Source organism: Propionigenium maris DSM 9537 (assembly GCF_027925155.1).
GTDB classification, from domain to species: domain Bacteria; phylum Fusobacteriota; class Fusobacteriia; order Fusobacteriales; family Fusobacteriaceae; genus Propionigenium; species Propionigenium maris.
On record NZ_BSDY01000004.1, the window covers coordinates 161,387 to 186,131 of the forward strand.

Here is a 24,745-nt window from a genome sequence, read left to right on the forward strand (position 1 = left end):
CCTCTCCTTAATTGATATTATAATTTATAAAGACATTTCCCATCGCTCTGAACCTGTCGGTATTCATGTCATAGATACCCCTGTCAGCATCTATTGTAGCTGTATCTGTTTCAGCACGCACTCTGCCCTCTAGCTCTGCAACCTGTTCCTTATTTCTTATTATTCCCTTGTCTGCAGTGGCCTTTTTGTATCCGTTTTTAGGATCCAGACTGGTTATCTCCACATCGTTAAGGAGCTCCACAACCTCTGTATTCAGATTCATATCTGCTATCTCAGATACAATATCCGTTCCATTGTCCATAAGAATCCTGCTTCCCTGTCTTCCCAGAGCCAGGTTGTCCTGGAAGTCAACCTCTACATAGTCTGAGTAGAGAGTCATCCCCTGATACTTGAAAACCCCGTTGTCCCTGATCTCACTTCTGGTTGCCTTATATCCGTTGTCATCTATGAAGTAGACCCTTGCTGTATCTCCATTGTAGTCCACTCTTTCCCTCTTTCCGGTTTTTTCATCTATATTATAGAGCTTTGCCCTTACATCTCCAGTGATATCAACCTTCTTCTCCAGGAAGCTTCCGTAAACCTGGTTCCCCTCAAGTCTTTCATCCTTGTCCGTTACAATTACCACATTTTCACCATCCAGGTTCTTGCTCTTTAGGTTGAACTTACCCCTTGTGGAGTCTATTACCATATTGCTGTAGTAGATTGTAAATGGTTTCTGGGCGTAGACATCACCGTTCTGGGTATGATACTCTGCCTGCTCCCCTGTAATCCTTGTTTCAGGATCTCTTATATCCAGGTTTCCTATAAGCTCGAAGACCTCCCTGTCAAGGTAGTACTTTATTACATCTCCCTTGGCATCTACACCTTCAGTCTTCCCTACAAAGTTCTTTCCAGTATAGGTATTGGTAGCCAGCTCAAAGACACCGTCGTACATAGTCCCCTTGGCTGAGTCCTTCCCGTCTATCCTTATCTTTCCTGGGATATATACTTTCCCTTCCTTCTCCCTGTAATCTGCTTCATTTCCATAGGCTGTATAATCCTCACTCTTAAGAACTACATTCCCCATAAGTTTAGCATACTCGCCCCTCTTAAATTCACTTCTGTTTCCAGTAAGGGTGGTACCGTCATCCCTGTTTCTCAGCTTTACATCCCTTTCAATACGCCCCTCTCCTGTGAGGTTGTTGTAGTGAAGGTCAATTCCGCTAAAGGTATACTGAGGATTCTCTCCGTTCACCCTTCCTGGCGAGTAGAGGGCTCCGCTTACAGTATTGTAGGTAACTCCCCTTCCTCTGAACTTCTCTCTTTTACCAGGGTTTACCACCAGATACTCCTCTGGAATATTGGCTTCATTAGCAGCCTCATTGTAGATAACCCTATCCCCTGTGAGTTCATATTCTCCCTGCTTAAAGTATCCGTTTCCAGTAACCACGTGATACTTCTTAAAGGTGTCAAAATCTATGACATCTCCTCTACCATAGAAATCTCTTCCCTTTATATCTCCCTTGGTAGCTCTACCCTTTCCAGTGAGGTTGTTGTAGTAGAGCTTCTCTCCTACGCTCACATACTCCTCATCTTCAAAGGTATATTTCTGATCCAGGAACAGCTCCTCTGTCTCGGTGTTGTAACGGGCTTTCTTCGACACGACCTTACCCTCTGGAGAGGTGTAGATTACATCTCTGTTTACTCCCACAGCCACCAGTTCATTGCTCTCGGTATCATAGGTTCCTTTGTCTGCAACTATCTTCTTCCCGTCTGTACTTGTTATTACAATATTCCCCTTGAGTTCAGCTACCTTGGTAAGGGTATTGTAGTAACCGTTGTCAGCTTTTATCTTGTAGATGTCATCTCCTCCGTGAAGCTTCCCCTTGAAGGTAACAAGGTTTTCAGCTTCCACATAGTCGATCTCATCCATGTAGAGAACAAATCCGTCCTGCTCTGCTCTCACATTCTCCCACACTCTGAAATTTCCTGTATTCTCATCATACCAGAGTCTTTCACCATAGAGATCTATGCCGTTATAGTTCATTACAAATGGTTCCCAGGCTTCCAGTATCCCTGTTTCCGTATTGTACTTCGCCTTCTTGAACTCTCCGGTAATATCCCCCTTGGCATCATCACTCATGTTTTTGGCATTCACCACAATGTTGTCCTCTATATCCACTACCTTCGTAGCGTCATCGTAGTAGGCCTTATCTGCATTAAGGGTAAACTTTTCACTCTTCACCTCTATGGCTTCCTGCAGCTTAACATAACTCATCTTATTGTCTGTTTCAAAGTTCAGTCCGTAGATCCTCAGATCCTTCTCCTCATTGTAGGCAGTTACCCCCTCTGTGGAGTAGATCTTCTCCTCCTCATTGGAGTATCTGGCTTTTTCAGTGTTAAACTTCCACCCATTGGTACTTACTCCCATGATGTTGTTTTCAAGGATAAGGTTCTTCACACTATCTATAAAAACATTGTCTCCGCTGAGGTTCATGTCCTCAAAAAGAGCTCTGGCCTTGGCAAACTTTGTCTCATCCTTATCCAGATCATCTACCTGTTTCTCAGCCTCTATCTGATACTCCCCAGATTCATATACCACATCTGAGGTCTCCACGATATTTTCCCCGGTACCCTCTATGGGAGTTTCCTCCCTATAGTAGTTAAGGTATCCTAGGACTAGTGCTACTAAGGTTACTGCTGTATAGATATATTTTTTTTGCATCTTCGCCCCCTTACTTTAAGAGATTTTTGATTTCATTCAGCTTCATCAGTGCATCAAGAGGGGTCAGGTTATTCAGGTCTATCCCCTTCACTGCTTCTACTACCCTTTCCTCATCTGGAAGGATCTCTCTTACCTCTTCCTTCTCCTCTTGAACTACCTCTATCTGTCCGCCAAAAAGGGATAGCTGCTCCCCCTTCATCTTCTCTTCAATTATTGCCCTCTTAGCTTCCAGCTTCCTCAGCATAGCCTTGGAGGTCTTCAGTATCTCCCCAGGGAGTCCAGCAAGCCTTGCTACCTCTATACCATAGGATTTATCCGCTCCCCCACGCACTATCTCTCTCAGGAAAACCACCTCATCCGATGTCTCCTTCACCTCTATACGATAGTTTACAGCTCTTTCCAGCTGCTTCTCCATCTCAGTAAGTTCGTGGTAGTGGGTTGCAAATATCGTCTTAGCTCCTATCCTGTCGTGGATATATGTAGTTATAGAGCTGGCTATGGATATTCCGTCAAAGGTAGATGTTCCCCTTCCTACCTCATCCAGTATAATAAAGGATTTAGCTGTGGCGTTATTTACTATGTTGGCCACCTCGCTCATCTCCACCATAAAGGTCGACTGCCCGCTTACAAGGTCATCCGATGCTCCTACCCTTGTAAATATCTTGTCCACAACACCTATTGTTGCAGCACTTGCAGGAACATAGGATCCTATCTGAGCCATTACAATAATAAGGGCCAGCTGCTTCATATAGGTTGATTTACCTGCCATGTTAGGCCCTGTAAGAATAAGCATATTCTTCTCTGAATCCAGGGATACTCCGTTTCTTACAAACTCCTCTCCCTTAAGGAGCTTCTCCACTATTGGGTGTCTTCCCTCCTCTATCTCAAGGGCATACCCCTCAGTGAGCTCAGGTTTCACATAGTTATTCCTTATAGCCACATCTGCCAGAGAGGTGGACACATCCAGGTAAGCTATATTCAGAGCCAGGGTCTGAAGCATATTCTTCTCCTGCTTTATCTGTCCGCTTATCTCCTTAAATAGCTGATACTCCAGCGCCTCTATCTTCTCCTTGGCATTTAATACCTTGGATTCATACTCCTTCAGCTCCTCGGTGATATATCTCTCGGAGTTTGTGAGAGTCTGCTTTCTTATATAGGTTTCAGGAACCAGTGGTACATTGGCCTTGGTCACCTCGATAAAGTACCCAAATACCTTGTTGTATTTCACCTTAAGGTTCTTTATTCCCGTAGCCTGCTTCTCCCTGCTCTCTATATCAAGGATATAATCCTTTCCTGATTTTGAGATTGTGTGCAGTTCATCCAGCTCGGTATTATATCCCCTCTTTATGATATTTCCCTCTCTTATGGAGAAGGGGGCTTCCTCTAGGATAGATCTCTCTATGAGGTTATAGACCTCAATAAGCTTCTCCACTGGAGCTTCAAAGATCTTTCTTCCTCCCAAGGTTCTCAGGATCTCAAGAGTGCTTCTTATGGATTTCTTAAGGGAGATAAGGTCCCTTCCATTTTCAGTTCCCAGGATTACCTTACCGATAAGTCTTTCGATGTCGTAGACTTCCTTCAGAAGTTCCCTGACTTCCTCCCTGACTATTACCTCATCTATAAAAAACTCGATATCCTCCTGCCTCTTTTTGATCTTCTCGATATCCAGCAGGGGATTCTTTATAAAGTTCTTCAGAAGTCTGGTTCCCATGGAGGTCTTACATGAATCCAGTACCCAAAGGAGGCTTCCCAGAACGGATTTCTCCCTCTGGTTTTGTACAAGCTCAAGGTTTCTCTGGGTTGTAAGGTTCATCTCCATATACTCATCCCTACTCACATAGGAGATCTTGTTTATGGGAAGGTCGCCGTATTTCTGAAGTTCCAGTACATACTCCAAGGTAAGAGCACTGGATCTTATGGACATCTCCTTATCATGAAGACCGTAGCTCTCCAAAGACAGTACCCCAAAGTAGGTCTTCAGTATATTTTCAGAGCCTCTTATCCCTGGAAGGGGGTGGATATTTACCTCCCCTAAACTTCCATAGTTTGACAGCTCCTCCTTATACCTATCATAGGTCTTCTCCTCTACAATTATCTCATTGGGAGATACCTTGTGTACCTCATTTAATACTCTGGATATTATATTGTCTCCCTCTACCTGGGTTGTCTTAAACTCCCCGGTAGTTATGTCCACATAGGATATTCCAGCCACATCATCCTTGATGTGCAGCCCCAGAAGGTAGTTGTTGCTTTTTTCATCCAGGTAGTCTGTATCGATGACAGTTCCAGGAGTAACTACCTTTACTACCTCTCTCTTTACAATACCCTTGCTTGCCTTAGGGTCCTCCGTCTGTTCACAGATAGCCACCCTGTACCCCTTCTGCACCAGCTTGGATATATAGGTAGCCGCCGAGTGGTAGGGCACTCCTGCCAGTGGTACCTCCTGACCCTTCTCCTTATTTCTGCTTGTAAGGGTTATTCCCAGCTCCTTGGAGGCTATTACTGCATCCTCAAAGAACATCTCATAGAAATCTCCCAGCCTAAAAAATAGGATACTCTCCTGATTTTCAGCCTTTATCTCCTTATACTGCTTCATCAAAGGAGTTTCTTTTGTTTTTTCCTTCAAATCTCTTCTCCTTCTGTTTCTATCTATTGGCTTCTCTCACCTTTTCAAGTAGTTCTACTATCTCATCATACGATTCTGTCTGGTTGATACGAGCCTTCACTGCGCTTGCATGTCTTAAGCCCTTGAGGTACCAGCAAAGGTGCTTTCTTATCTCAAAGTGGAACTCCTTCTCTGGGAAATCCTCCCTTGCAAACTCCACATGCTTTATAGCCATATCGATCTTATCATCTACTGTGTAATGGGTCTTCACCTCACCCTCATTGAGGATCTCCTTTACCTGAGCTATCAGCCATGGGTTACCGTAGATCCCTCTGGCAAGCATTACTCCGTCTACTCCTGTTTTTTCAACCCTCTCAAGGGCATCCTCTGGAGTAAAGATATCTCCATTCCCTATTACAGGAAGCTCAGATACCTCCTTTATCTCTCTTATAATCTCCCAGTCAGCAGTTCCAGAGTACATCTGTTCCCTGGTTCTTCCGTGTACAGTTATATGGGTACACCCTGCTTCCTTGGCTATCTCAGCCATCCTGACAGGATCTTTGTGCTCCTTATATCCTATCCTGATCTTCATAGAAAGATTTGTCTCTGGGTTCAGGCACTCCCTTAGAGCCAGCATAAGCTTCCTTGCATGCTCTGGATCCTCAAGCATGGCAGCTCCGTAGCCATTTTTTGTTATCTTAGGCATAGGGCATCCCATATTTACATCTATATGCTTTACCCCTAGGCTCTCTACAAACTTAGCACTTCTCTTCATAATCTCTATATCTTTACCAAATATCTGGACCGAGTCATTGGGCAATAGTCTAAGGATCTGCTTGATCGTCTTATCATTTGCCATCTCCACTGCATTTACACTTACCATCTCAGTAAATATAAGATCCGGGTTAAACTGACTCATTATCCTTCTATATGTATAATCTGTCACCCCTGCCATAGGAGCTACATATACCTTTTTCATTCCTACCTCCAAAAAGAAAGCTTACTAGGCTCCCTCTGCTACATTAACTTAACACTTTACATCTTACCTGCTGCTCATTAAACAATATTTTTTCCGAGTTTTCAGCCATTATAAATATTTACTCTAATCAAAAAATTATATCATATTAGAGTAAATTTTTCAATTTGTACAGGCCTATTTCCCTGGTATAAAACAAGGGCAGGAAAGTGTATAAAATTACACCTTCCTGCCCCTCAAAAGTGTTCTTTGTACTTTTTTATCCAACCAGAAACTCATATCACCTCTAACAGTCCATTCACTCAGGATTCTCCCCTTAAAGCGCCACTATTTAAACTTTATAATTACCCATACTGCATGAACTATCCCTGGGACATATCCCAGAAGGGTAAGTAATAGATTGATCCAGAAATGCATCCCTAGCCCCACCTGAAAGAAAACTCCCAGGGGTGGAATAAATATTGCTAAGAGTATTCTCAGTACATCCTTTGTTCTTTCATCCATAGTATTCTCCTTTCCTATACCTTATGAAGACATCTCCTGCCTTCTGCAACAAACCTTTCCATCACACCACCTTAAAGGCGCTCTAATTAAAGATACTTTACAGGGACGGTAATTCCTGCCTTCCTATCCCATTCCTCACAACTTCTCTTGACTACTAAGGCTCTAGGGAGTAATCTACTATTAAAACAAAAGGAGGGTTCTATGATACGAGATGCTAAAATAGAGGATGCTCAGGATATATGTGGAATCTACAACCACTATATAAAAAACACACCTACCACCTTTGAAACAGAGAGGGTAAGCGAAGATATTATGGTAGAAAGGATTGTGAATATTTCAGAGAATTTTTTCTGGATAGTCTACGAGAAGGATGGAAGGATTCTGGGTTATGCCTATGCCTCCTCCTTCAAGAGCAGAAGTGCTTATAATAACAGCGTAGAATGCTCTATCTATATAAGGGCCGACGAAAAAGGAAAGGGAATCGGCTCCACACTACTTTCTCAGCTCATTAACAGATGCAGGGAAAGAGGCTTCCACACTATCATCGGGACTATTACCCTTCCAAATGAGGGCAGCATTGCCCTCCATGAAAAGTTTGGATTTAAAAAGGCGGCCCACTTTAAAGAGGTGGGGTATAAGTTTAATACCTGGATAGATGTGGGATCCTGGCAGTTACTCCTTTAAATATTAATAAAAAGAATACCCTGTAAAATATCTATCTTTAAAACAAAAAGAGGTCAGCTCACGCTGACCTCTCATCTTTACTTGTCAAACTTAATCTTTGCTTCCTCAGAGATCATAGTCATGAAGTCCTCTAACTTCATAGTCTCCTGATCCTTGGAACCAAACCTTCTTACATTTACCTCTCCATTTTCTACTTCAGACTTACCGATGATAAGCTGTACAGGTATCTTATACTTACCGTTAGCTTCTCTGATCTTATATCCGATCTTCTCTGCTCTTGCATCGATTCCTGTTCTGATTCCCATATCCACAAGCTTAGCCTCTATCTCCTTAGCATATGGGAGTACCTCATCATTTAGAGTCAGAAGTTTTACCTGAGTTGGTGCAAGCCATGTAGGGAATGCTCCTGCATAGTGCTCGATTAGGATTCCGATAAATCTTTCGATAGATCCGTATACTACTCTGTGGATCATTACCGGTCTGTGCTTCTCTCCGTCCTCTCCGATGTAGTTGATATCAAATCTCTCTGGAAGGTTGAAATCCAACTGGATAGTTCCACACTGCCAAGTTCTTCCGATAGCATCCTTTATCTTGAAGTCCAGCTTAGGACCATAGAATGCTCCGTCACCTGGATTGATCTTATACTCCTTGCCAAGCCTCTTCATAGCACCCTCTAGAGCCGACTCCGCCTTCTCCCAGATATCATCCGATCCGATAGCCTTCTCTGGCTTAGTAGACAGCTCGATGTGGTATTCAAATCCAAATAATCCGCTGTAGAACTTGTCGATTAGCTCGATTACTCCGATGATCTCATCTTCGATCTGCTCTGGAGTCATAAAGATGTGAGCATCGTCCTGAGTAAATGATCTTACTCTCATAAGTCCGTGAAGTGCTCCTGAAAACTCATGTCTGTGCACAGTTCCAAGCTCTCCTGCTCTTATTGGAAGATCCTTGTATGAGTGCAGCCCCTGCTTAAATGAAAGTACTCCTCCAGGACAGTTCATTGGTTTGATTGCAAACTCAGTCTTATCTATCTCAGATGTGTACATATTCTCTCTGTAGTTGAACCAGTGTCCAGAAGTCTCCCAAAGCTCCTTGTTAAGCATGATAGGAGTCATTATCTCCTCATACCCTGCCTTTACATGCTCCTTCTTCCAAAGGTCGATAAGCACATTTCTTATTGCCATCCCCTTAGGCTGGAAGAACGGGAATCCTGGTCCGTAGTCACTCATAAAGAAAAGGTCTAATTCCTTTCCTAATTTTCTGTGGTCTCTCTTTTCTGCTTCCTCTAGGAACTTAAGGTGAGCTTTAAGCGCCTTATCGTCTGCAAAGGCAAATCCATAGATTCTCTGAAGCATCTTCTTAGAGGAATCTCCTCTCCAGTAAGCGCCTGCCACAGACTTCAACTTGAATGATTTAAGGTATTTAGTAGATGGAACGTGTGGTCCTCTACAGAGATCCATAAACTCACCCTGCTTATAGAATGAAAGCATCTCGCCCTGAGCGATATCAGTGATGATCTCTACCTTATACTCCTCACCAAGATCCTCAAAGTGCTTGATTGCATCCTCTCTGCTCATCTCAAGTCTCTCGATCTTAATGTCTTCCTTAACAAGTCTCTTCATCTCTTTTTCGATCTCTTCAAGGTTTTCCTCTGTGAACTGCTCCTTTGGATCGAAGTCATAGTAGAATCCATTTTCAATAGCAGGTCCTATAGCTACCTTTGTTTCAGGGAACAGGTTTATAACTGCTTGAGCCATCAGGTGAGCTGTTGAGTGTCTTATGATCTCTACTCCCTCTTCAGTCTCTGGAGTAATGATCTCCACACTTGCATCTCTGTCAATTACATGACTCATCTCTACGAGGTTTCCGTCTACTCTACCAGCTACCGCCTTTTTTGCAAGGGAGTTACTGATACTTTTTGCCACTTGAAAAATATTAAGTTTTTCGTCAAATTCTTTGATATCTCCACTAGGAAGTGTAATCTTAATCATAGTCATCTCCTTCTCTATATACATTTTATTTATTCATATAAAAAACTATGGCCGTCTAGAGTGTTTCTAGACGGCCATCTACTAAAGCTCTTATAGATCCAATCACCAACTCCAGATACAATCCTTATTTTTACAATTAAAATTCGGGCTGTACCATTCCTCTTCAGAATACAGACCCCTAACTGGTGGTTGATGTGGTTGTAGTTGATTTAATCATATAAGAGTTCATATTATTTCTCCTTACCTTACATATCTTATTAAAAGGTTACCAAAATCTTCTCAGTTTGTCAAACTTTTTACATAAGGGAATCCTATTCCAAAAGAAAAGTTTGATTACGTCCCAGCTTCTTAGCTGAGTACATGGCCCTATCAGCTTCACCTATAAACTCCCTGAGAGCTTTAAACTTACAAGGATCTCCTACATAGACCCCTATACTTAGGCTCAGATGTCCATGTCCCTCTATTTCTCCTGAGTACTCTATCTCCTTAGCTTTTACCCTTATCTCCTCGGCTACTTCTAAGAGCTCTCTTGAGGTGTACCCAGAGAATCCTCCGATAAACTCATCTCCTCCATACCTTCCAAAGAGACCACTTCTGTCTCCATACCTTTCATAGGACCTCAATATAGCACTTATCCTCTTCAGCACCCTGTCCCCCTCTAGGTGGCCAAAGCTATCATTTACCTGCTTGAAGTAATCTAGATCAATTATCACTATCCCCAGGGGTCTCTTCTTTTCTGTGGCTCTCTCCCACTGTGGAAGAAACTTTTCATAGAAAGCCCTTCTATTAGGAAGTCTTGTCAGTTCATCTGTAAGGGATCGCTTTTCAAACCTAGTTTTAGCTCTTTCAAGCTCCTTAGCCTTAAGGGAGTTGTTTAGGGCTATTCCCAGCATGCTCACAAGGGAATCCATCCCCCCCATGGACACTCCCTCTATAAGGTCCCTACTTTTACCCTCTACAACCATAAGCCCCAGAACCTCTCCAGAAAACTTGATGGGATAGTAGAGACTGGAAGCCACCTCGCCCGCAGATATTCCTGTCACCTGTAGATCCTCCTGTCTTTCCAGATGTTCCTCTCTGCCCCTTAAAATAATTGGTTCTCCAGTATTTATCACTTCTCTTACAATACCGCTTTTAAGAAGATTCCCCTCTCTTCCTGGAAGCTCCCTCTCCCCTGTATAGATATACTCATACTTTATCTCTCCCGTATCTATATCTTTCACAGCAATTCCAAAGGGAGTTTCCTTTGTGGATTTTTTATAGTAGGAAAAAACCGTTCTACCTATGGAGTAGATATCAAAGGTGGCTCCCATCTTCTTACCTATACTTCCAAGAAAATTTAATCTGCTAAGGGCTGCCTGCTTGGATTCCCTGAGCCTCTCCTGTCTTATTGCATACTTCTCAAGAGCCTTGGCTTCATCTGAGTTGGAAACTGCTATGGATATAAAGTTAGCCATCTGCTCTAAAAACTCCCTTTCATAGAGTTTTATCTTCCTCTTGGCTTCAAAATACATAACCCCTATGAACCTCTCCTCTACCCGCAAAGGTATAAGGGCATAGGAACCCGTTGAAAAGAACTTTGGCCCTTGAGAAAATATACCCTCTCCACTTCCAAAGACTTCTTCTACCTCATCAGGAATAGGACACTCCTCGCTACCCCTCCATCCGAGACAACTCCTGTAATAGAAGGTGTCATCCCGACGACTCCTTGCTATGATGCCAAAGAGATATTCGCCAAACATCTCCTCCACACGGCGGCCCACACCTTCAAGGGCTCTCCATACGTCCAGGTTAGAGGTCAGCTCCTTTCCAATGAGGGAGATGAGCTCCATATTATCCCTGAGCTGCCTTTCTGCCTCTACCTTTTCTCTGAGCTCTATCTCTACCCTCTCCCTTCTGGCAATCTCCCTCTTCATTATGTTAAAGTGCCTCAGAAAGAGAAAGAGAATCACCATGAAGACCAGAAGAACATAGAGCACTGGAGTGTAATCCTTTTCAACATAGAGGGGGTTCAGGGTATCTATCTCTCCCCCTGAATAAACATGCTCCCCCATCTTGTCCATAAGCTTATCCAAGATCTTCTTAAAGAGGAGCTCCTCCTCCTCTACATAGATGCTGTAGATCAACTGCTCATTTAGATATCCAGCCACCTCCATCTTATCCAGAAGGCCCTTCTTATATATAGATCTTCCTATTACGTTGATATCCCCCAGAATATAGTCAGCCTCTCCCTTGCCAACCCTTTCAAGGGCTTCATCTACACTTTCAGTGAGTACCTCTAAATACTCTATACCTGACCCTGCCTCCTCTTCATCAGTAAAGAAACCTCCATAGAAAGCTAACCTCTTCCCCTTGAGGTCCCTTTTATGATCTATCCCGGGAGCTCCTCTCCTGCCAACTACTCCAAGCTTTAACTTATAGAAGTCTCCTGTTCGCAGAAGACTCTTCCTGTCATATTTGCTCCTGCTTCCAATAACTACATCTATACTGTCCTTTCCGCCAGACCTGACTGCTTCTAAGGGATTCTTGCTTCTTACAATATTTATCCCTACTCCTAAGATTCCCTCAACCCTTTTTAAGTAGTCTACCAGATACCCTTCAGCCTCCCCCCTTGTATAGCTTATATATGGAGGGTAATCCACAAGAGGGATATGCACGTTGATCCTTCTTCTCTCCTTCAGATACTCCTCTTCTGCCTGGCTGAGCTTCAGTTTCCAACGGTAATACTTCTGTCTCTCCTCTGGAATTATTTCTACCAGAAAGGCTTTTAGCTCCCTTTCTATATACCTGTCTATCCTCCTTCGGAGTTCATCCTCCCCCTCAGGAGTTTTAATATAGAGTTTTTTTGTGACGTTTATGGGAAGTATATTTTTTCTCATATACTCCCAGTCTAGCTCATAGTTTTCCTCTAAAAAGACACCCTCTAAGACCCCTCCCTTGAGGAGTCCCTTGGCATATCTAATCTTCTCCAGATATATCTGCCTTATACCCCTCTTATCAAAATAATCTCTATCGAGGGAACCTATCTCCGCTCCCTCTGGAAGGGCTACCTCACTGTCCACAAAGACAGGGCCCTTTGGGGTGATATAGGGATCTGGGTAGGTGTGATAGTAGAGGGGCAGAGTCATCAGTGCTCTTCCTGTTTCCCACCCCTTTTCTCCATTCCAGCCTATTCTCACCAGGTCCCCTTCTCCCTTACCTCCTCTTTCCAAACCGAGGTTCATTCCCAGGTCCCTGTTAAGCTTCTCAACTATTCTGGGATATACTCCAGCGGGATCCTCCCCACCTGGATAGTAGAGGTAGTACCCCTCCTTAGAGGCTGCCACCCTGCCACTCTCCTTTAAACTTCCTCTTCCATATAAAAAGGAGGAAGCTATTAAAAGTAGTGTAATTATTACTCTTTTCATGCTTCCCCCTCTCATAATTTATAATTCCTTAATCTAGATCATCTACGTTTACACCATCAAACAGATAGGTCTCAAAGGAGGTGCTGCTATCCTCTCCACCGTCGTCAGATGCTCCCACACCGAAGATCGGCATATTCGGGAATGTAAGCAGAGTGAATTGGAAGGCAACTTCCCACTCATAGTCATCTGTTCTACTTACATATTTTTGTGTAAAGGCAGTACTCCACATGTAGTACCCCTTCTCCTTACCTACCTCAAACCCTATTCTATCGAGGGTTCTTCTCGTCTTCTGACCATCTGCTGTTCTATCTGTGTTTCCATCTAGGCTTTCATTTATTCCTACGAAGGTCTTGAATCTCCATCCCTCACTTGGCTTCCCAAACTTCATATGAAGACTTAGCTCATGGTCTCTCTCACTTTCTACCCAGTCTCCGCCACCATCAGGTGTGTAGCCCTTCCAGTCAGCTTCCTGGTCAAAGGTATACCCTACTCCCCATCTGTTGTAGGAGTAATATATTCTTGCCTGGATCTCTTCTAAGGAGTTGAAGTAATCGCCACTTCTTTCATATCTCTCCTTGTTCCTCTGGAGCATTAGATATAGCTTTAAGCTTCTCTTGTACTCAGGGGTACTCATCTCCTCATCCCTGATGCTACGAAGGTTGAAGTCCAGGGATTTTCTTTCCCTGTCTCTCAGGATCTCCTTAACCCTCTCTATATCTGCAGGGCTTAGTTCATCTGTAGGCTTATCAAACTCCAGCTTACCAAACTTTTCCAGATCCTCCTCTGTAAACCTCTTATCTCTATACTCATACCTGAAGGAAACTACATCTGTTGAGTACTGCTTATTGGCTTCCTCATCCTGGTTGTACTCCTCGTAAGTAGCCTTATAGTAGTGCTCTACATCTCCACCATTCAGGTAGGATACACTGTAGATCTTGTTGTCTGTATCTATCTCCTGTTCACCCTGAGTCTCATTGTACCTGTCGTCCTTACCTCTTATAAATTCAAACTGCCACTTGTCCAGACCATTTGTATACTCATATCCGTAGATATCTTCACTGATTCTTTCATTGGCGTCATCTACACTAGAGGAGTTTAGAGATGTTTTGGCATCACGTATGTCATAATCTATCTCCTCCCCCTTGTAGTAAAACTTATGGTTTCCAATATAGTAGTCTGCTCCATACTTTTTATTGGTCAGATCATTGTAGTTCTTTCCAGACTCAGTTTCATCTGTATAGTGCTCATCTGTAGCATAGTGAAGAACCAGGGATTTCTTCTCGTCGATCTTAAACTCCACATTGTTGCCTATCATCTGATTCTTCTTTCTCTCTTCATCAGATGCATCATAGACATTCTTGTAGTCGAAGGTATAGATCGTCTGAGTATTCCCTAGATCCATAGTTAACTTATCTGTATATCTGAAGATCTTATCCTTGTTCTTCAGTCTTATATCTCTGGCATCACCACTGGAACCTAGATCGTTATCTCCCTCCTTGTAGTGATAGTCCTGATAGAAGTAGGTAAATTCATTTCCAAGTCTGAAGTCGGTATCTCTCCAGTAGTAGTTTGTGTTGTCAAAGAAGGTCTTCTCATGGGTCAGTGTCAGCTGCTTTCTCAGAGTTTCATCTCCCCCGCTGGTATACCTCTTGTTGGCCTGGTCATATCCCTTGTCATACTTGTCGTGTCTCAGGTTAAACTTAGCTCCAACATCTCCCAGGAACCCAAGATCGATGTCCTTCTGCTCTACCTCAGCCTCATAGAAGTCCGACTCATTTACATACTTGTTGTAAGCGTCTCCCTCCTCGAACTCATTGTAGTTATAGATACCCTCTCTATCCCAGAACTCCTCTTCTGTACGTCCTGCTGCAAACATAAATCTGGTATCCTCTGTGAAGAACTCCATAGAGAGTCTGTCCTCTCTGGTATCCTCATAGACCACATTTTCAAACTTATTGTACTCCTGGTCTCTCTTATTGTTTTGAACAGTTCTCTGCCTGAACGGATCCTCTATAATCGAGAGCTCCTTCTCCGCTGTATTAAACTCATAGTCCATCTTAAAATCAAAGTCGGTATTGAGGACACTGTATTCCCCCACTCCCACTTTTAGGTTCTGGCTGTCATTTTGATCATACTTACTCACTGTCCAAGGAACATACTCCAGGTCTGTTATCTTATCCAGGTTAGCTGTTCTCTCCCAGGATCTCAACCTTCTGTACTCATCCTCATTCTTCTCATCATACTTTAAATGAAGCTTATTGTTCTTGTCCTCTAGTTCAAAACCAAAGTTTTCTACCCTGGTCTTCAGGTCGTCCTCAGATGATCCCGGATCCATATCATAGAGGTACTCATAGTAGGCCCCTATCTTATAATCCTCATTGTCCTTGGTGAATCCAAACTCCGAGAACAGTTCGTGATCTCCCTGAGTATCGTAGTCTATATCGTCCAATCTGTCATCTACGATCTCCTGGTATGCATCCTTGTCATCTAGGAGCTTCATCCTTCCATAGAAGCTTATATCATTTCTCTCTCCCAGGTTTTCAAACTTAGTATCCAGGCTATAGAAGTTTATATTGTCTCCACCATCTGGTCTATCCTCCCCTATATAAGCAGGGTGGTTTGGGTCATACTTTCCGTCATCCTCATTGTCATCTCTGATGTCTTCCAGTTCCTTCACCATATTCTGGGTAGCATTTCTATAGTTAAAGTTCAGGTATCCCTTGTTACTGCTGTAGGTATGGCTATAGTCTGCGTCCCATCTATTCTCCTCATCGGAGTCCTTCTTGGCGATGAGGGCATCTGTTACATTTAACTTGGCTGTTCCATAGTTATCTGTCTTATACTCATTTTCCCATCTTCCTACGAGCCATCCCATGGTATCTGCAAACTTAGGAGCAAATCCTCCCTTATACTTGCTGTTGCTGTCTCCGTAGAGCATACCCCAGCTTGTATACCAACCATAGTCATCGTCGCTTCCCCACATTGGGAATACCGGCACTTGGGAACCTGGTCTTATGTTCACTGCATACCAAGGTACACTGAATGGTATAACATCCTTCTCTCCCAGGTATAGGTTGGATGATCTGAAGTTAACCTGTTTATCGGGGATTATCTCTAACTCCCTTGACTTTATGTGGTATCCCGCTTCCTCTGGAGTTTCAGTCTCAAGAACCTCCGGGTCGGTACTGAACCAGGCATTTTTAAGCTTCAGCCTGCTCCCCACATACTCGGTAACCTCTCCACCAAAGTATATCTTATCATTGGGCGCCTCTGCTTCAGTTATATGACCTACCTTAATATAAGATTTACTGTCATAAAACCTTGCATAATCTCCGTCCTGGGAGATCTCAGCATCCCTTGTATCTATCTTAGCTTTATTGGGACCGTCCTCTACTTCCAGGAATACATCTCCCTTGGTCCTTATCATATTATTTTCATCGTCTTTTTGAAACTCATAGGTCTTCATCTTGAGGTTTCCATACTGGATATTTACTCCCTCCTCCGATTTCAGAGTTTCATTGGCAAGGTCTATCTCTACCTCATCTGTGGCTATCTGAGCACTGTCTCCACCCTTTACTCCAGGAGTGTTCTGAGTACTCTCTCTTACCATACTATCTGCATCCTTCCTCAATACATCAAAGGTATTGGGATCTTTAGCAGAGTATACGCTCATACACGTCACTATGTAAGCTGCAATTGCAATCTTCTTCTTCATCACACATAACTCCCCCATTTTATTCAACTATACAAGTATAGCACAATTTACGTTCGAGTTAAATAAATTCCCCCCTAGAAAATAACTTTCTATTACCTAAATAATGGAGGCAGGATGATCATCCTGCCTCCATTTAAATCGACCTATACTATCTATTCACTGATTGTCGTTCTCTTCCTGAGGTTCTGTTTACTATAATAGCTATGGCTCCCTCTTCAGTCACATTATACACTGCCCATAAACTGCCTTGAGCCAGTTAAAGGTCTAGTATGAGGGGGGGAAGGGCAGAAGTAAATCCAAGCACGATTCCCAGGATCCCAAGAGTCACCATTGCTACTCCTCTGACACTTCAGTGGTTACTCCCAGTATAGAGAATAAAAAAAAGCCTCCCTTAAGGGGAGGCTCCTACTTAATACTGCTCTAGCTTTTCCTTGATTGCACCTTTTTGCATAAGACCGATAAGCTGATCAATCTTCTCTCCATCCTTGAAGATAATCATAGTAGGAATACTTCTTATTCCATAGTCTGCTGCTATATTTGGATAATCATCTACATTTACCTTAGCTATCTTAACAGAAACCTCTTGAGATAACTCATCTAAGATAGGTCCTAACATCTTACAGGGTCCACACCAAGATGCCCAGAAATCAACCAGTACAACACCAGTCCCCTCTAACACCTCGCTCTTAAATGAATCTACATCTAAATGAACTACTTTACTCATCAATACTACCCCCTAGACTTTATCTGTACCTTTTTTTGTTAATCCTATCATAATAGTAAAGTTTTTGCAAACACTACTACTCCCTCTAGATACTTATATGACACAGATTCTTTTTTCCTCTTTATTCCCAGGAAATCTTCTTATTGAATAAATGCCACATTTGATGTATAATCTTTATTAAAAAGATAAGTAATAAAGATAGGTGATTTAATGCAATTTCAAAGACAGGAACTTTTAATAGGAAGAGACAATGTGAATAAGCTTAAAGACTCCCACGTTATAGTCTTCGGACTTGGAGGAGTAGGTGGGTTCACTGTAGAGGCCCTTGTTAGAGCTGGTGTAGGAGAGCTTACTGTTGTAGACTTTGACACAGTGGATATTACAAACCTTAACAGACAGATTATAGCTACCCACAAAAGTGTCGGTAGAGATAAGGCGGAGCTGATTAGAGAAAGAGCTCTTGCTATCAATCCAAATATAAGGGTCAATGCCTTTAAGGAGAAGTTTAACAAGGAAAGCGAGGCTACCTTCTTTGAAGACAAGACCTATGACTACGCTGTAGATGCCATAGACCTTGTTACCTGTAAGCTGGACTTAATTGCCATATGTAAGGAGAAGAATATACCTATTATTTCCTCCATGGGAACTGGTAACAAACTTAACCCTACTATGCTAGAGGTAGCTGATATCAACAAAACCTCTGTCTGTCCCCTTGCCCGTGTTATGAGAAGGGAGTTAAAGAACAGAAGGATTAAAAAGTTAAAGGTAATCTACTCCAAAGAGGAGCCTAAGAAGCCATTTAATGACTCTGGCAGCAGAGAAAAGATGAGAAATGTAGGAAGTGTTTCCTTTGTTCCTTCTGTGGCAGGTTTGATTATCGCCAGCGAAGTGGTTAAAGACATCTGTGAAATAAACTCATAAAAAGACACCCCCTGCAGGGAAAGGAGAAACAATGAAGAAAATTGGACTTTTTTACGGTACTACCTCTGGAAGAACTCAAGGAGTTGCCGACGAGATAGAATTCAACCTAGGAAGCGATGTAGAGATACACAATGTAGCTGATGGTATAGATGCCATAGCTTCATATGAAAATCTAATTTTAGCCCTTCCAACATATGGAGTAGGAGAACTTCAGGAGGACTGGAATGACAAGTTTGATTCCTTCAAAAAGCTGGACCTCAGTGGAAAGGTAGTTGCTCTTGTGGGAGTAGGTAACCAGACAACCTTTGGTGAGTCATTTCTTGGAGGACTAAAACTCCTCTATGAAGCTGTAGTTGCCCAAGGTGGAAGAGTTGTAGGTCTTACCTCTACCGACGGTTATCACTTTGAGGAGTGCGATGCCATTGTAGACAAGAAGTTTATGGGACTAGCTCTAGATGAGGATAATCAGGATGATATGACACCAGATAGGATCTATGACTGGCTTGAGAATATAAAGCCTGAGTTCAACTAAGATTTTAATAATTAAAACAGAGACCCTTGGGTCTCTGTTTTTTTATGCTACACCTTCCATCACCAAAAGTCCTACCACCCCTTCCTCTACACAGGTCTGCCCCGCACTAGTCTCCAGTTCTATTTTCATATCATAGTTACTATTTTACGACACTTTTAAACAGAATTTTTGATTTTTTTTGAAATTCCCCTTAGAAAAGAGAGTTTTATGGGGTAATATCTTACTATAGGAGAATTAGTTAGGGGGGATGTTTATGTATTTCTTAGGAGGAGCCATCTTTTTAGGCACATTTGTAGTTGCCTTCAGAGCTGTCATGGGAGATCTTTCAAATAAATTTATTTTTACCTCTTTGGCTCTACTTACACTTTGTTTTCTTCTTTTAGTTAACACTCTGTACTACAGCTAATTTGGAATAGATCTAAAAATTAAAAGAGGAGGTGCTCAGGCATCTCCTCTTTTTTACTATCTTACTTTAGTCATAAGGTCCTTAATAACCCCTACAACCTTTTCAGCTTCTACTTCCATAGATTCACCGGTTCTTCTTACCTTTACCTCTACCTTCCCTTCAGCAGCCAGCTTTCCTGAAACTACCTTGAATGGGAATCCGATAAGGTCCGCATCCTTAAACTTGAATCCTGGTCTTTCATTTCTGTCGTCCATTACAGTATCGATACCAGCTGCAGATAACTCTCCATAGATCTTCTCAGCTAGAGAAACCTGATCTGCATTCTTCATATTAGCAGGGATCACATCTACGATATATGGCGCTATTGCCACTGGCCAGATAATTCCGTTTTCATCGTTGTTCTGCTCGATAGCAGCTGCTACAGTTCTAGATACTCCGATACCATAGCATCCCATAGTCATAGTATTTGATTTACCATTCTCATCTAGGAATGTAGCTCCCATGCTGTCAGAATACTTCTTTCCCAGCTTAAATACGTGCCCAGCCTCTATTCCTCTAGCGCTTTCAAGTTTTCCACCACTACATCTAGGACACTCCTCTCCTACAACAGCGTTTCTAACATCTCCTACGATGTGAGCCTCATAGTCTCTACCGTAGTTAACGTTTATGTAGTGAGTATCCATTCTGTTTCCACCAGCTGTGTGGTTTACCATCTTAGTTACAGTCTCATCTGCTACAAGGATGATATCTCCAAGTTCGATATCATATGGCCCCATATATCCCTTCTTCAGGTTGTGTGCTTCAAGGTCTGCGTCACTTAGCATTACAAGCTCCGTTTCATTCAGAAGGTTCTTTAGCTTAACCTCATTGATCTCATAGTCTCCTCTTTGAAGAACCATGTACACCTTTTCAGAAACTGTATCCATATACATGATTGCCTTTACAGTCTGAGATGTTTCAATTCCAAGGTGAGCAGCAATATCCTCTATCTTCGATACATTTGGAGTATCTAAAAGCTCAGCTGGCTTCATCTCCTTCTCATACTCAGGTATCATTGCCACACTCTCAGCCTTCTCAAGGTTAGCTGCATATCCACATGTATCACAATAGATGATCTCATCCTCACCAGATTCAGCCAGTACGTGGAACTCCTGAGATCCGCTTCCACCGATAGCTCCAGAATCTGCCTCTACCGATCTGAACTTAAGTCCGCATCTCTCAAAAATTCTAGAGTATGCATCTCTCATATTTTCAAACTCTGCATCTAGACACTCGTCAGTTGCGTGGAATGAGTAAGCATCCTTCATCAGGAACTCTCTTCCTCTCATCAGTCCAAACCTAGGTCTTCTCTCATCTCTGAACTTAGTCTGAATCTGGTATAGGCTCATAGGCAGTGACTTATATGAAGATATATCGTTTCTGATGATATCTGTGATTACCTCTTCGTGGGTAGGTCCTAGAATGAAGTCTCTTCCGTGTCTATCCATAAGTCTCATCATCTCAGGTCCCATTGCGTCCCATCTTCCAGTCTCCTTCCAGATCTCTGCTGGCTGAAGTACAGGCATGAATAGCTCCTGGGAACCTGCTCTGTCCATCTCTTCTCTTACGATGTTTTCTACCTTTTTAAGCGCTCTATACCCAAGGGGAAGGTAGGTATACACTCCACTTGCCAGCTTCTTGATCATACTAGATCTAAGCATCAGCTTATGACTCTCTACAACAGCTTCCTTAGGAGTCTCTTTTAGAGTTTTTACATATAGTTTGCTAAATCTCATTTCCACTTTCCTCCATCATCTTTTATTTATATTTAAATTTTTAAATTTAATATTTCACTTTTTAACCCTTGAAATACAAGGGATTTAATCTGCCTGATTTTAAGGTCGGCAGACTAGTAATTATACTATATTTTTAATTTTTATTCAAACATATCGTTATACATATCGGCCACAGAGGAAACATTTATCCCCCTCTTTAGTAGCTCTATATCCTTCTTTACTGTGGCAAATTTCAGGGCTGTTTCATAGGAGATCACCTTCTCCTTATACTTATCAGCTATATCCTGATCAAAGGTCTGGGTTTCATAGGTGGTCCTTCCCTCAGCCAGATACCTAGGTATATCAGCTACTCCCTCTGCTGATAGGATGCACTCCTTTATTACCGGGGTATTTATAAGGATCTCATTTACTGCAACTCTTTTGTTATCCAATGTAGGCAGCAGCCTCTGGGAGATAATGGCCCTCATACTTTCCGACAGCTGATATCTCAGTTGCTTGTGTCTCTCCTCAGGAAAGAGGTCCAGTATCCTGGAAACAGTCTGGTATGCATTTATAGTATGCAGGGTAGATATTACAAGGTGCCCGGTTTCCGCCGCTTTAAGAGCTGCCTCCACCGTTTCCCTGTCTCTTAGTTCCCCTATGAAGATAACATCTGGATCCTGCCTCAGGGCAAATTTCAGGGCTTTTTCAAAGCTCACAACATCGGATCCCAGCTCCTTTTGGGATATCATACTCATAAGATCCGAGTAGAGAAACTCTATGGGGTCCTCTACAGTAATTATATTTTTAGACTGGGTCTTGTTTATCTCATTTATCATAGAGGCCACCGTTGTGGACTTTCCGCTTCCTGTGGCTCCAGTTACAAGGATGATTCCATTTTTTTCATGGATAACCTTTCTCAATACATTGGGCAGATTCATATTATCGAGGTCTGGAACTTCGCTTGGGATTACCCTGGCAACCAGCATATGAGTCCCCCTCTGAAGGGAGAGGTTCATTCTGAATCTTGCCACTCCATTTATAGAGTAGGAGAAGTCACTGGCCATATACTTTTCTATATCTGCTTTTCTCTCTTCATCTATAAGGGGAGCCAGCATCTCATTTACGTCGTTAAGTGTCAGCTTCTCCTCCCCCAGAAAGTTTAGCTTTCCATTTACTCTGACAACTGGAAAGCTTCCTACCTTTATGTGAAGGTCGGACCCCTCCATCTCAACTAATCTTCTTAGATAACTTTCAATCTGCATCTCTTCCTCCTAATTATTTTCTATATTCATAAACTTTCTCTTGATATCTTCCTTGAGATAGATATTCTCAATCCTTCCAAGGTTCTCCTTGAGATACTCCTTGGAGAGGTCCCTTACCATCTTTATAGTTTTTACATCATGAACTATATCCACAAACTTAAGGTCACTTACTCCGCTCTGCTTGGTTCCGAAGATCTCTCCAGATTTACGCAGCCTCAGGTCCTCCTCAGCTATCTCAAAACCATCTGTGGTCTCCTCCATAACTCTTAGCCTGGACTTAGAGCTATCATTTTCAGTGTTTGACAGAAGGAAGCAGTAGGATGCATGCTCTCCCCTTCCGATCCTTCCCCTTAGCTGGTGAAGAGCCGACAAACCAAACCTCTCGGCACTGCTTATCACCATCACTGTGGCATTGGGAACATTCACCCCTACCTCTATAACTGTGGTAGATACCATTATCTGAATATTGTTTTCCTTAAACTCACCCATGATCTCATCCTTCTCGGAGTTCCTCATCCTTCCGTGGAGGATTCCCACCTTGTAGTTGCCAAACCTCTCCTCTATCTCCCTGTGAAGTTCAGTGGCCGACTTGGTGGCCATCTTTTCACTCTCCTCTATGAGGGGAGCCACAAAGTATGCCTGCCTTCCCTTGGCCAGCTGCTTCTCTATAAAGGTATAGGCCTTCTCCAGATCCGGCTCATTGTCTATCCACTTTGTCTTTATGGGCTTTCTTCCCGGGGGAAGCTCATCTATTACAGATACATCCAGGTCCCCGTAGATACTCAGAGCAAGGGACCTCGGTATAGGAGTGGCACTCATTACCAAGAGGTTGGCTAGAACCCCCTTCTCCCTCAGCTTCTTCCTCTGGACTACTCCGAACCTGTGCTGCTCATCTATAACAATGAGTCCCAGCTTATGAAACTCCACGTTGTCCTCTATAAGGGAGTGGGTTCCTATGACTATATCCACCTGTCCGTCTTTTATCTCTTCAAGGAGCTTTTCTTTGGCCTTCCCCTTTACACTTCCAGTAAGGAGAGCTGTTCTGATTCCCATCTTTTCAAAGATCCTTCCTATGGAGAGATAGTGCTGCACAGCCAGAATCTCTGTGGGGGCCATCATCACTCCCTGGTAGGAGTTTTCTACCATATAGAGAAGGACTATCATGGCCACCATGGTTTTTCCGCTCCCTACATCTCCCTGGATCAGCCTGTTGGTTATCCTTCCCTGGTTGAGGTCCCTGTATATCTCAGTTACCACTCTCTTCTGGGCTCCTGTGAGCTGGAAGTGAAGTCCCTCTAAAAACCTCTTTACCAGGTGTTTATTGTCCTGGAGCTTATACTGCTCCTTATTTGCAATATCTCCCAGATACCTCTTCTCCTGGATTCCCATCTGAAGCACAAGAAGCTCCTCCACAGCAAATCTGTTTTTGGCTCCCTCTGCCCCCTTGGTACTTTTAGGAAAGTGGATCTCTCTGAGAGCTCTTTCCCTCTCCATTATCCTGTACTCCTTAAGGATCTCAGCAGGTATATTTTCCTTAAAGTAGCCCTCATAATTATTCAGAGCCCCCTCTATTAACTTTCTCAGAGTGGACTGCTTCATACTCTTGGTGAGGCCGTAGATAGGAAGGATCTCCCCCTTAAACTCCTTCTCTTCCTCTACCCTCTTATACTCGGGGCTTACCATCTGAAAGTTATAACCCCTTTTGATATTGCCAATAAATATATATTCCTCTCCCACCTTGAGGGAGTACTTCAAGTGGGGCATATTAAACCAGACTACCTCCAAGAAGCCCGTAGGATCTGACACCCTGGCCTTGGTGATATTTTTTCTGTACCCCAGTTTCCTGTTTTCTATCCCCACTATCCTTCCCTTAACCACAGCATACTCGTCCTGCCTGAGGTTAATTATATCCTTGAAATTAGTTCTGTCCTCATAGGCCCTTGGAAAGTAGTAGATTAGATCGTAGAGGGTCTCTATCCCCATACTTCTCAACTTATCCAGGGTCTTTTCCCCCAATCCCTTTATCTTAAAGGTGTTTAGAGGATTATATATCTTTGAATACTCCGTCACCCTCTTCTCCTTTCCTCTAACTTTTTCTATGAAAATTTTATACCACTTGCTGCTTTTTTGTCAAAACAATATGAAGGTTTTATTTCCCTGAACAGTCACAGAAAGAAAAAGGAGGGCCCTCCCTCCTTTTTCCTTCCTATTCCATATAAAAAAACCTGCCAATAAGGCAGGTTTTGATTAATTATCTAGGTGTTACGTTTGAAGCTTGAGGTCCTTTAGCACCTTCAGTGATTTCGAAAGTTACTTCTTCGTTCTCCTCAAGAGTCTTGAATCCAGGCTTGTTGATCTGTGAGAAGTGTACGAATAGGTCGTTTCCTTCCTCAGATGTGATGAATCCAAATCCTTTTTCAGCGTTGAACCACTTAACTGTTCCGTTTAACATTGTTATACCTCCATAAAATACTTTTAATTAGATACAAGTGCTTATGTATTTACTAACTTTTCTTAGTATTTATAAAAATATAACATACGGCAAAAATTAGAA

16 protein-coding genes are annotated in these 24,745 nt (G+C 42.7%); 4 read left to right on the top strand and 12 right to left on the bottom strand.

Translation table 11 applies throughout. The features are described 5' to 3' along the window. Positions 1-7: 7 nt before the first annotated feature. The 4 genes from QMG11_RS05485 to QMG11_RS05500 form a co-directional block, all read right to left on the bottom strand. Positions 8-2,704: an OstA-like protein gene (locus QMG11_RS05485; RefSeq protein WP_281834154.1), complete on the bottom strand. Its 2,697-nt coding sequence runs from the start codon at positions 2,702-2,704 to the stop codon at positions 8-10. A gap of 10 nt (positions 2,705-2,714) precedes the next feature. Beyond that, on the bottom strand, positions 2,715-5,300 hold the full coding sequence (gene mutS, locus QMG11_RS05490; protein ID WP_281834343.1) for a DNA mismatch repair protein MutS: 2,586 nt from the start codon (positions 5,298-5,300) through the stop codon (positions 2,715-2,717). 49 nt (positions 5,301-5,349) lie between these two features. Continuing rightward, the gene (gene dusB / locus QMG11_RS05495; protein ID WP_281834156.1) at positions 5,350-6,288 is read right to left on the bottom strand and encodes a tRNA dihydrouridine synthase DusB; all 939 of its coding nucleotides are present in this window, start codon (positions 6,286-6,288) and stop codon (positions 5,350-5,352) included. A gap of 324 nt (positions 6,289-6,612) precedes the next feature. Continuing rightward, positions 6,613-6,789 (bottom strand): YqaE/Pmp3 family membrane protein, encoded by a 177-nt coding sequence (locus QMG11_RS05500; RefSeq protein ID WP_281834158.1) that lies wholly within the window; start codon positions 6,787-6,789, stop codon positions 6,613-6,615. A gap of 201 nt (positions 6,790-6,990) precedes the next feature. Between QMG11_RS05500 and QMG11_RS05505 the strand changes: the two genes are divergently transcribed. Further along, positions 6,991-7,473 carry a GNAT family N-acetyltransferase gene (locus tag QMG11_RS05505; RefSeq protein WP_281834159.1) on the top strand — a complete coding sequence of 161 codons (483 nt, stop codon included), beginning with the start codon at positions 6,991-6,993 and terminating at the stop codon, positions 7,471-7,473. A 77-nt stretch (positions 7,474-7,550) separates the two neighbouring features. Here QMG11_RS05505 and thrS read toward each other — a convergent pair whose 3' ends face one another. From thrS to trxA, 4 genes are all read right to left on the bottom strand, one after another. After that, positions 7,551-9,467 carry a threonine--tRNA ligase gene (gene thrS / locus QMG11_RS05510; RefSeq protein WP_281834161.1) on the bottom strand — a complete coding sequence of 639 codons (1,917 nt, stop codon included), beginning with the start codon at positions 9,465-9,467 and terminating at the stop codon, positions 7,551-7,553. 311 nt (positions 9,468-9,778) lie between these two features. Next, positions 9,779-12,874, bottom strand: coding sequence for a diguanylate cyclase (locus QMG11_RS05515; RefSeq protein WP_281834162.1), 3,096 nt, complete (start codon positions 12,872-12,874; stop codon positions 9,779-9,781). A 28-nt stretch (positions 12,875-12,902) separates the two neighbouring features. After that, the gene (locus tag QMG11_RS05520) at positions 12,903-16,589 is read right to left on the bottom strand and encodes an LPS-assembly protein LptD (protein WP_281834163.1); all 3,687 of its coding nucleotides are present in this window, start codon (positions 16,587-16,589) and stop codon (positions 12,903-12,905) included. A 409-nt stretch (positions 16,590-16,998) separates the two neighbouring features. Beyond that, positions 16,999-17,313, bottom strand: coding sequence for a thioredoxin (trxA, locus tag QMG11_RS05525; RefSeq protein ID WP_373877214.1), 315 nt, complete (start codon positions 17,311-17,313; stop codon positions 16,999-17,001). A gap of 210 nt (positions 17,314-17,523) precedes the next feature. On the opposite strand from trxA, the gene QMG11_RS05530 reads away from it, so the two are divergent. From QMG11_RS05530 to QMG11_RS05540, 3 genes are all read left to right on the top strand, one after another. After that, entirely contained in the window at positions 17,524-18,234 is a 711-nt protein-coding gene (locus tag QMG11_RS05530) for a tRNA threonylcarbamoyladenosine dehydratase (RefSeq protein WP_281834165.1), read from the top strand. Between the two features lie 31 nt (positions 18,235-18,265). Further along, positions 18,266-18,766 (top strand): flavodoxin, encoded by a 501-nt coding sequence (locus tag QMG11_RS05535; protein WP_281834166.1) that lies wholly within the window; start codon positions 18,266-18,268, stop codon positions 18,764-18,766. Between the two features lie 253 nt (positions 18,767-19,019). Beyond that, positions 19,020-19,172, top strand: a complete 153-nt coding sequence (locus QMG11_RS05540; RefSeq protein ID WP_281834167.1) for a hypothetical protein — start codon at positions 19,020-19,022, stop codon at positions 19,170-19,172. Between the two features lie 56 nt (positions 19,173-19,228). On the opposite strand, the gene QMG11_RS05545 is transcribed toward QMG11_RS05540, so the two are convergent. The 4 genes from QMG11_RS05545 to QMG11_RS05560 all read right to left on the bottom strand — a co-directional run bounded on the left by QMG11_RS05545 (position 19,229) and on the right by QMG11_RS05560 (position 24,643). Then, positions 19,229-20,947: a proline--tRNA ligase gene (locus QMG11_RS05545; protein ID WP_281834168.1), complete on the bottom strand. Its 1,719-nt coding sequence runs from the start codon at positions 20,945-20,947 to the stop codon at positions 19,229-19,231. A 140-nt stretch (positions 20,948-21,087) separates the two neighbouring features. After that, positions 21,088-22,191 carry a type IV pilus twitching motility protein PilT gene (locus tag QMG11_RS05550; protein WP_281834169.1) on the bottom strand — a complete coding sequence of 368 codons (1,104 nt, stop codon included), beginning with the start codon at positions 22,189-22,191 and terminating at the stop codon, positions 21,088-21,090. Positions 22,192-22,200: 9 nt separating this feature from the next. After that, positions 22,201-24,261, bottom strand: coding sequence for an ATP-dependent DNA helicase RecG (gene recG, locus QMG11_RS05555; RefSeq protein WP_373877215.1), 2,061 nt, complete (start codon positions 24,259-24,261; stop codon positions 22,201-22,203). 181 nt (positions 24,262-24,442) lie between these two features. After that, entirely contained in the window at positions 24,443-24,643 is a 201-nt protein-coding gene (locus tag QMG11_RS05560) for a cold-shock protein (RefSeq protein ID WP_281834170.1), read from the bottom strand. Positions 24,644-24,745 lie beyond the last annotated feature (102 nt).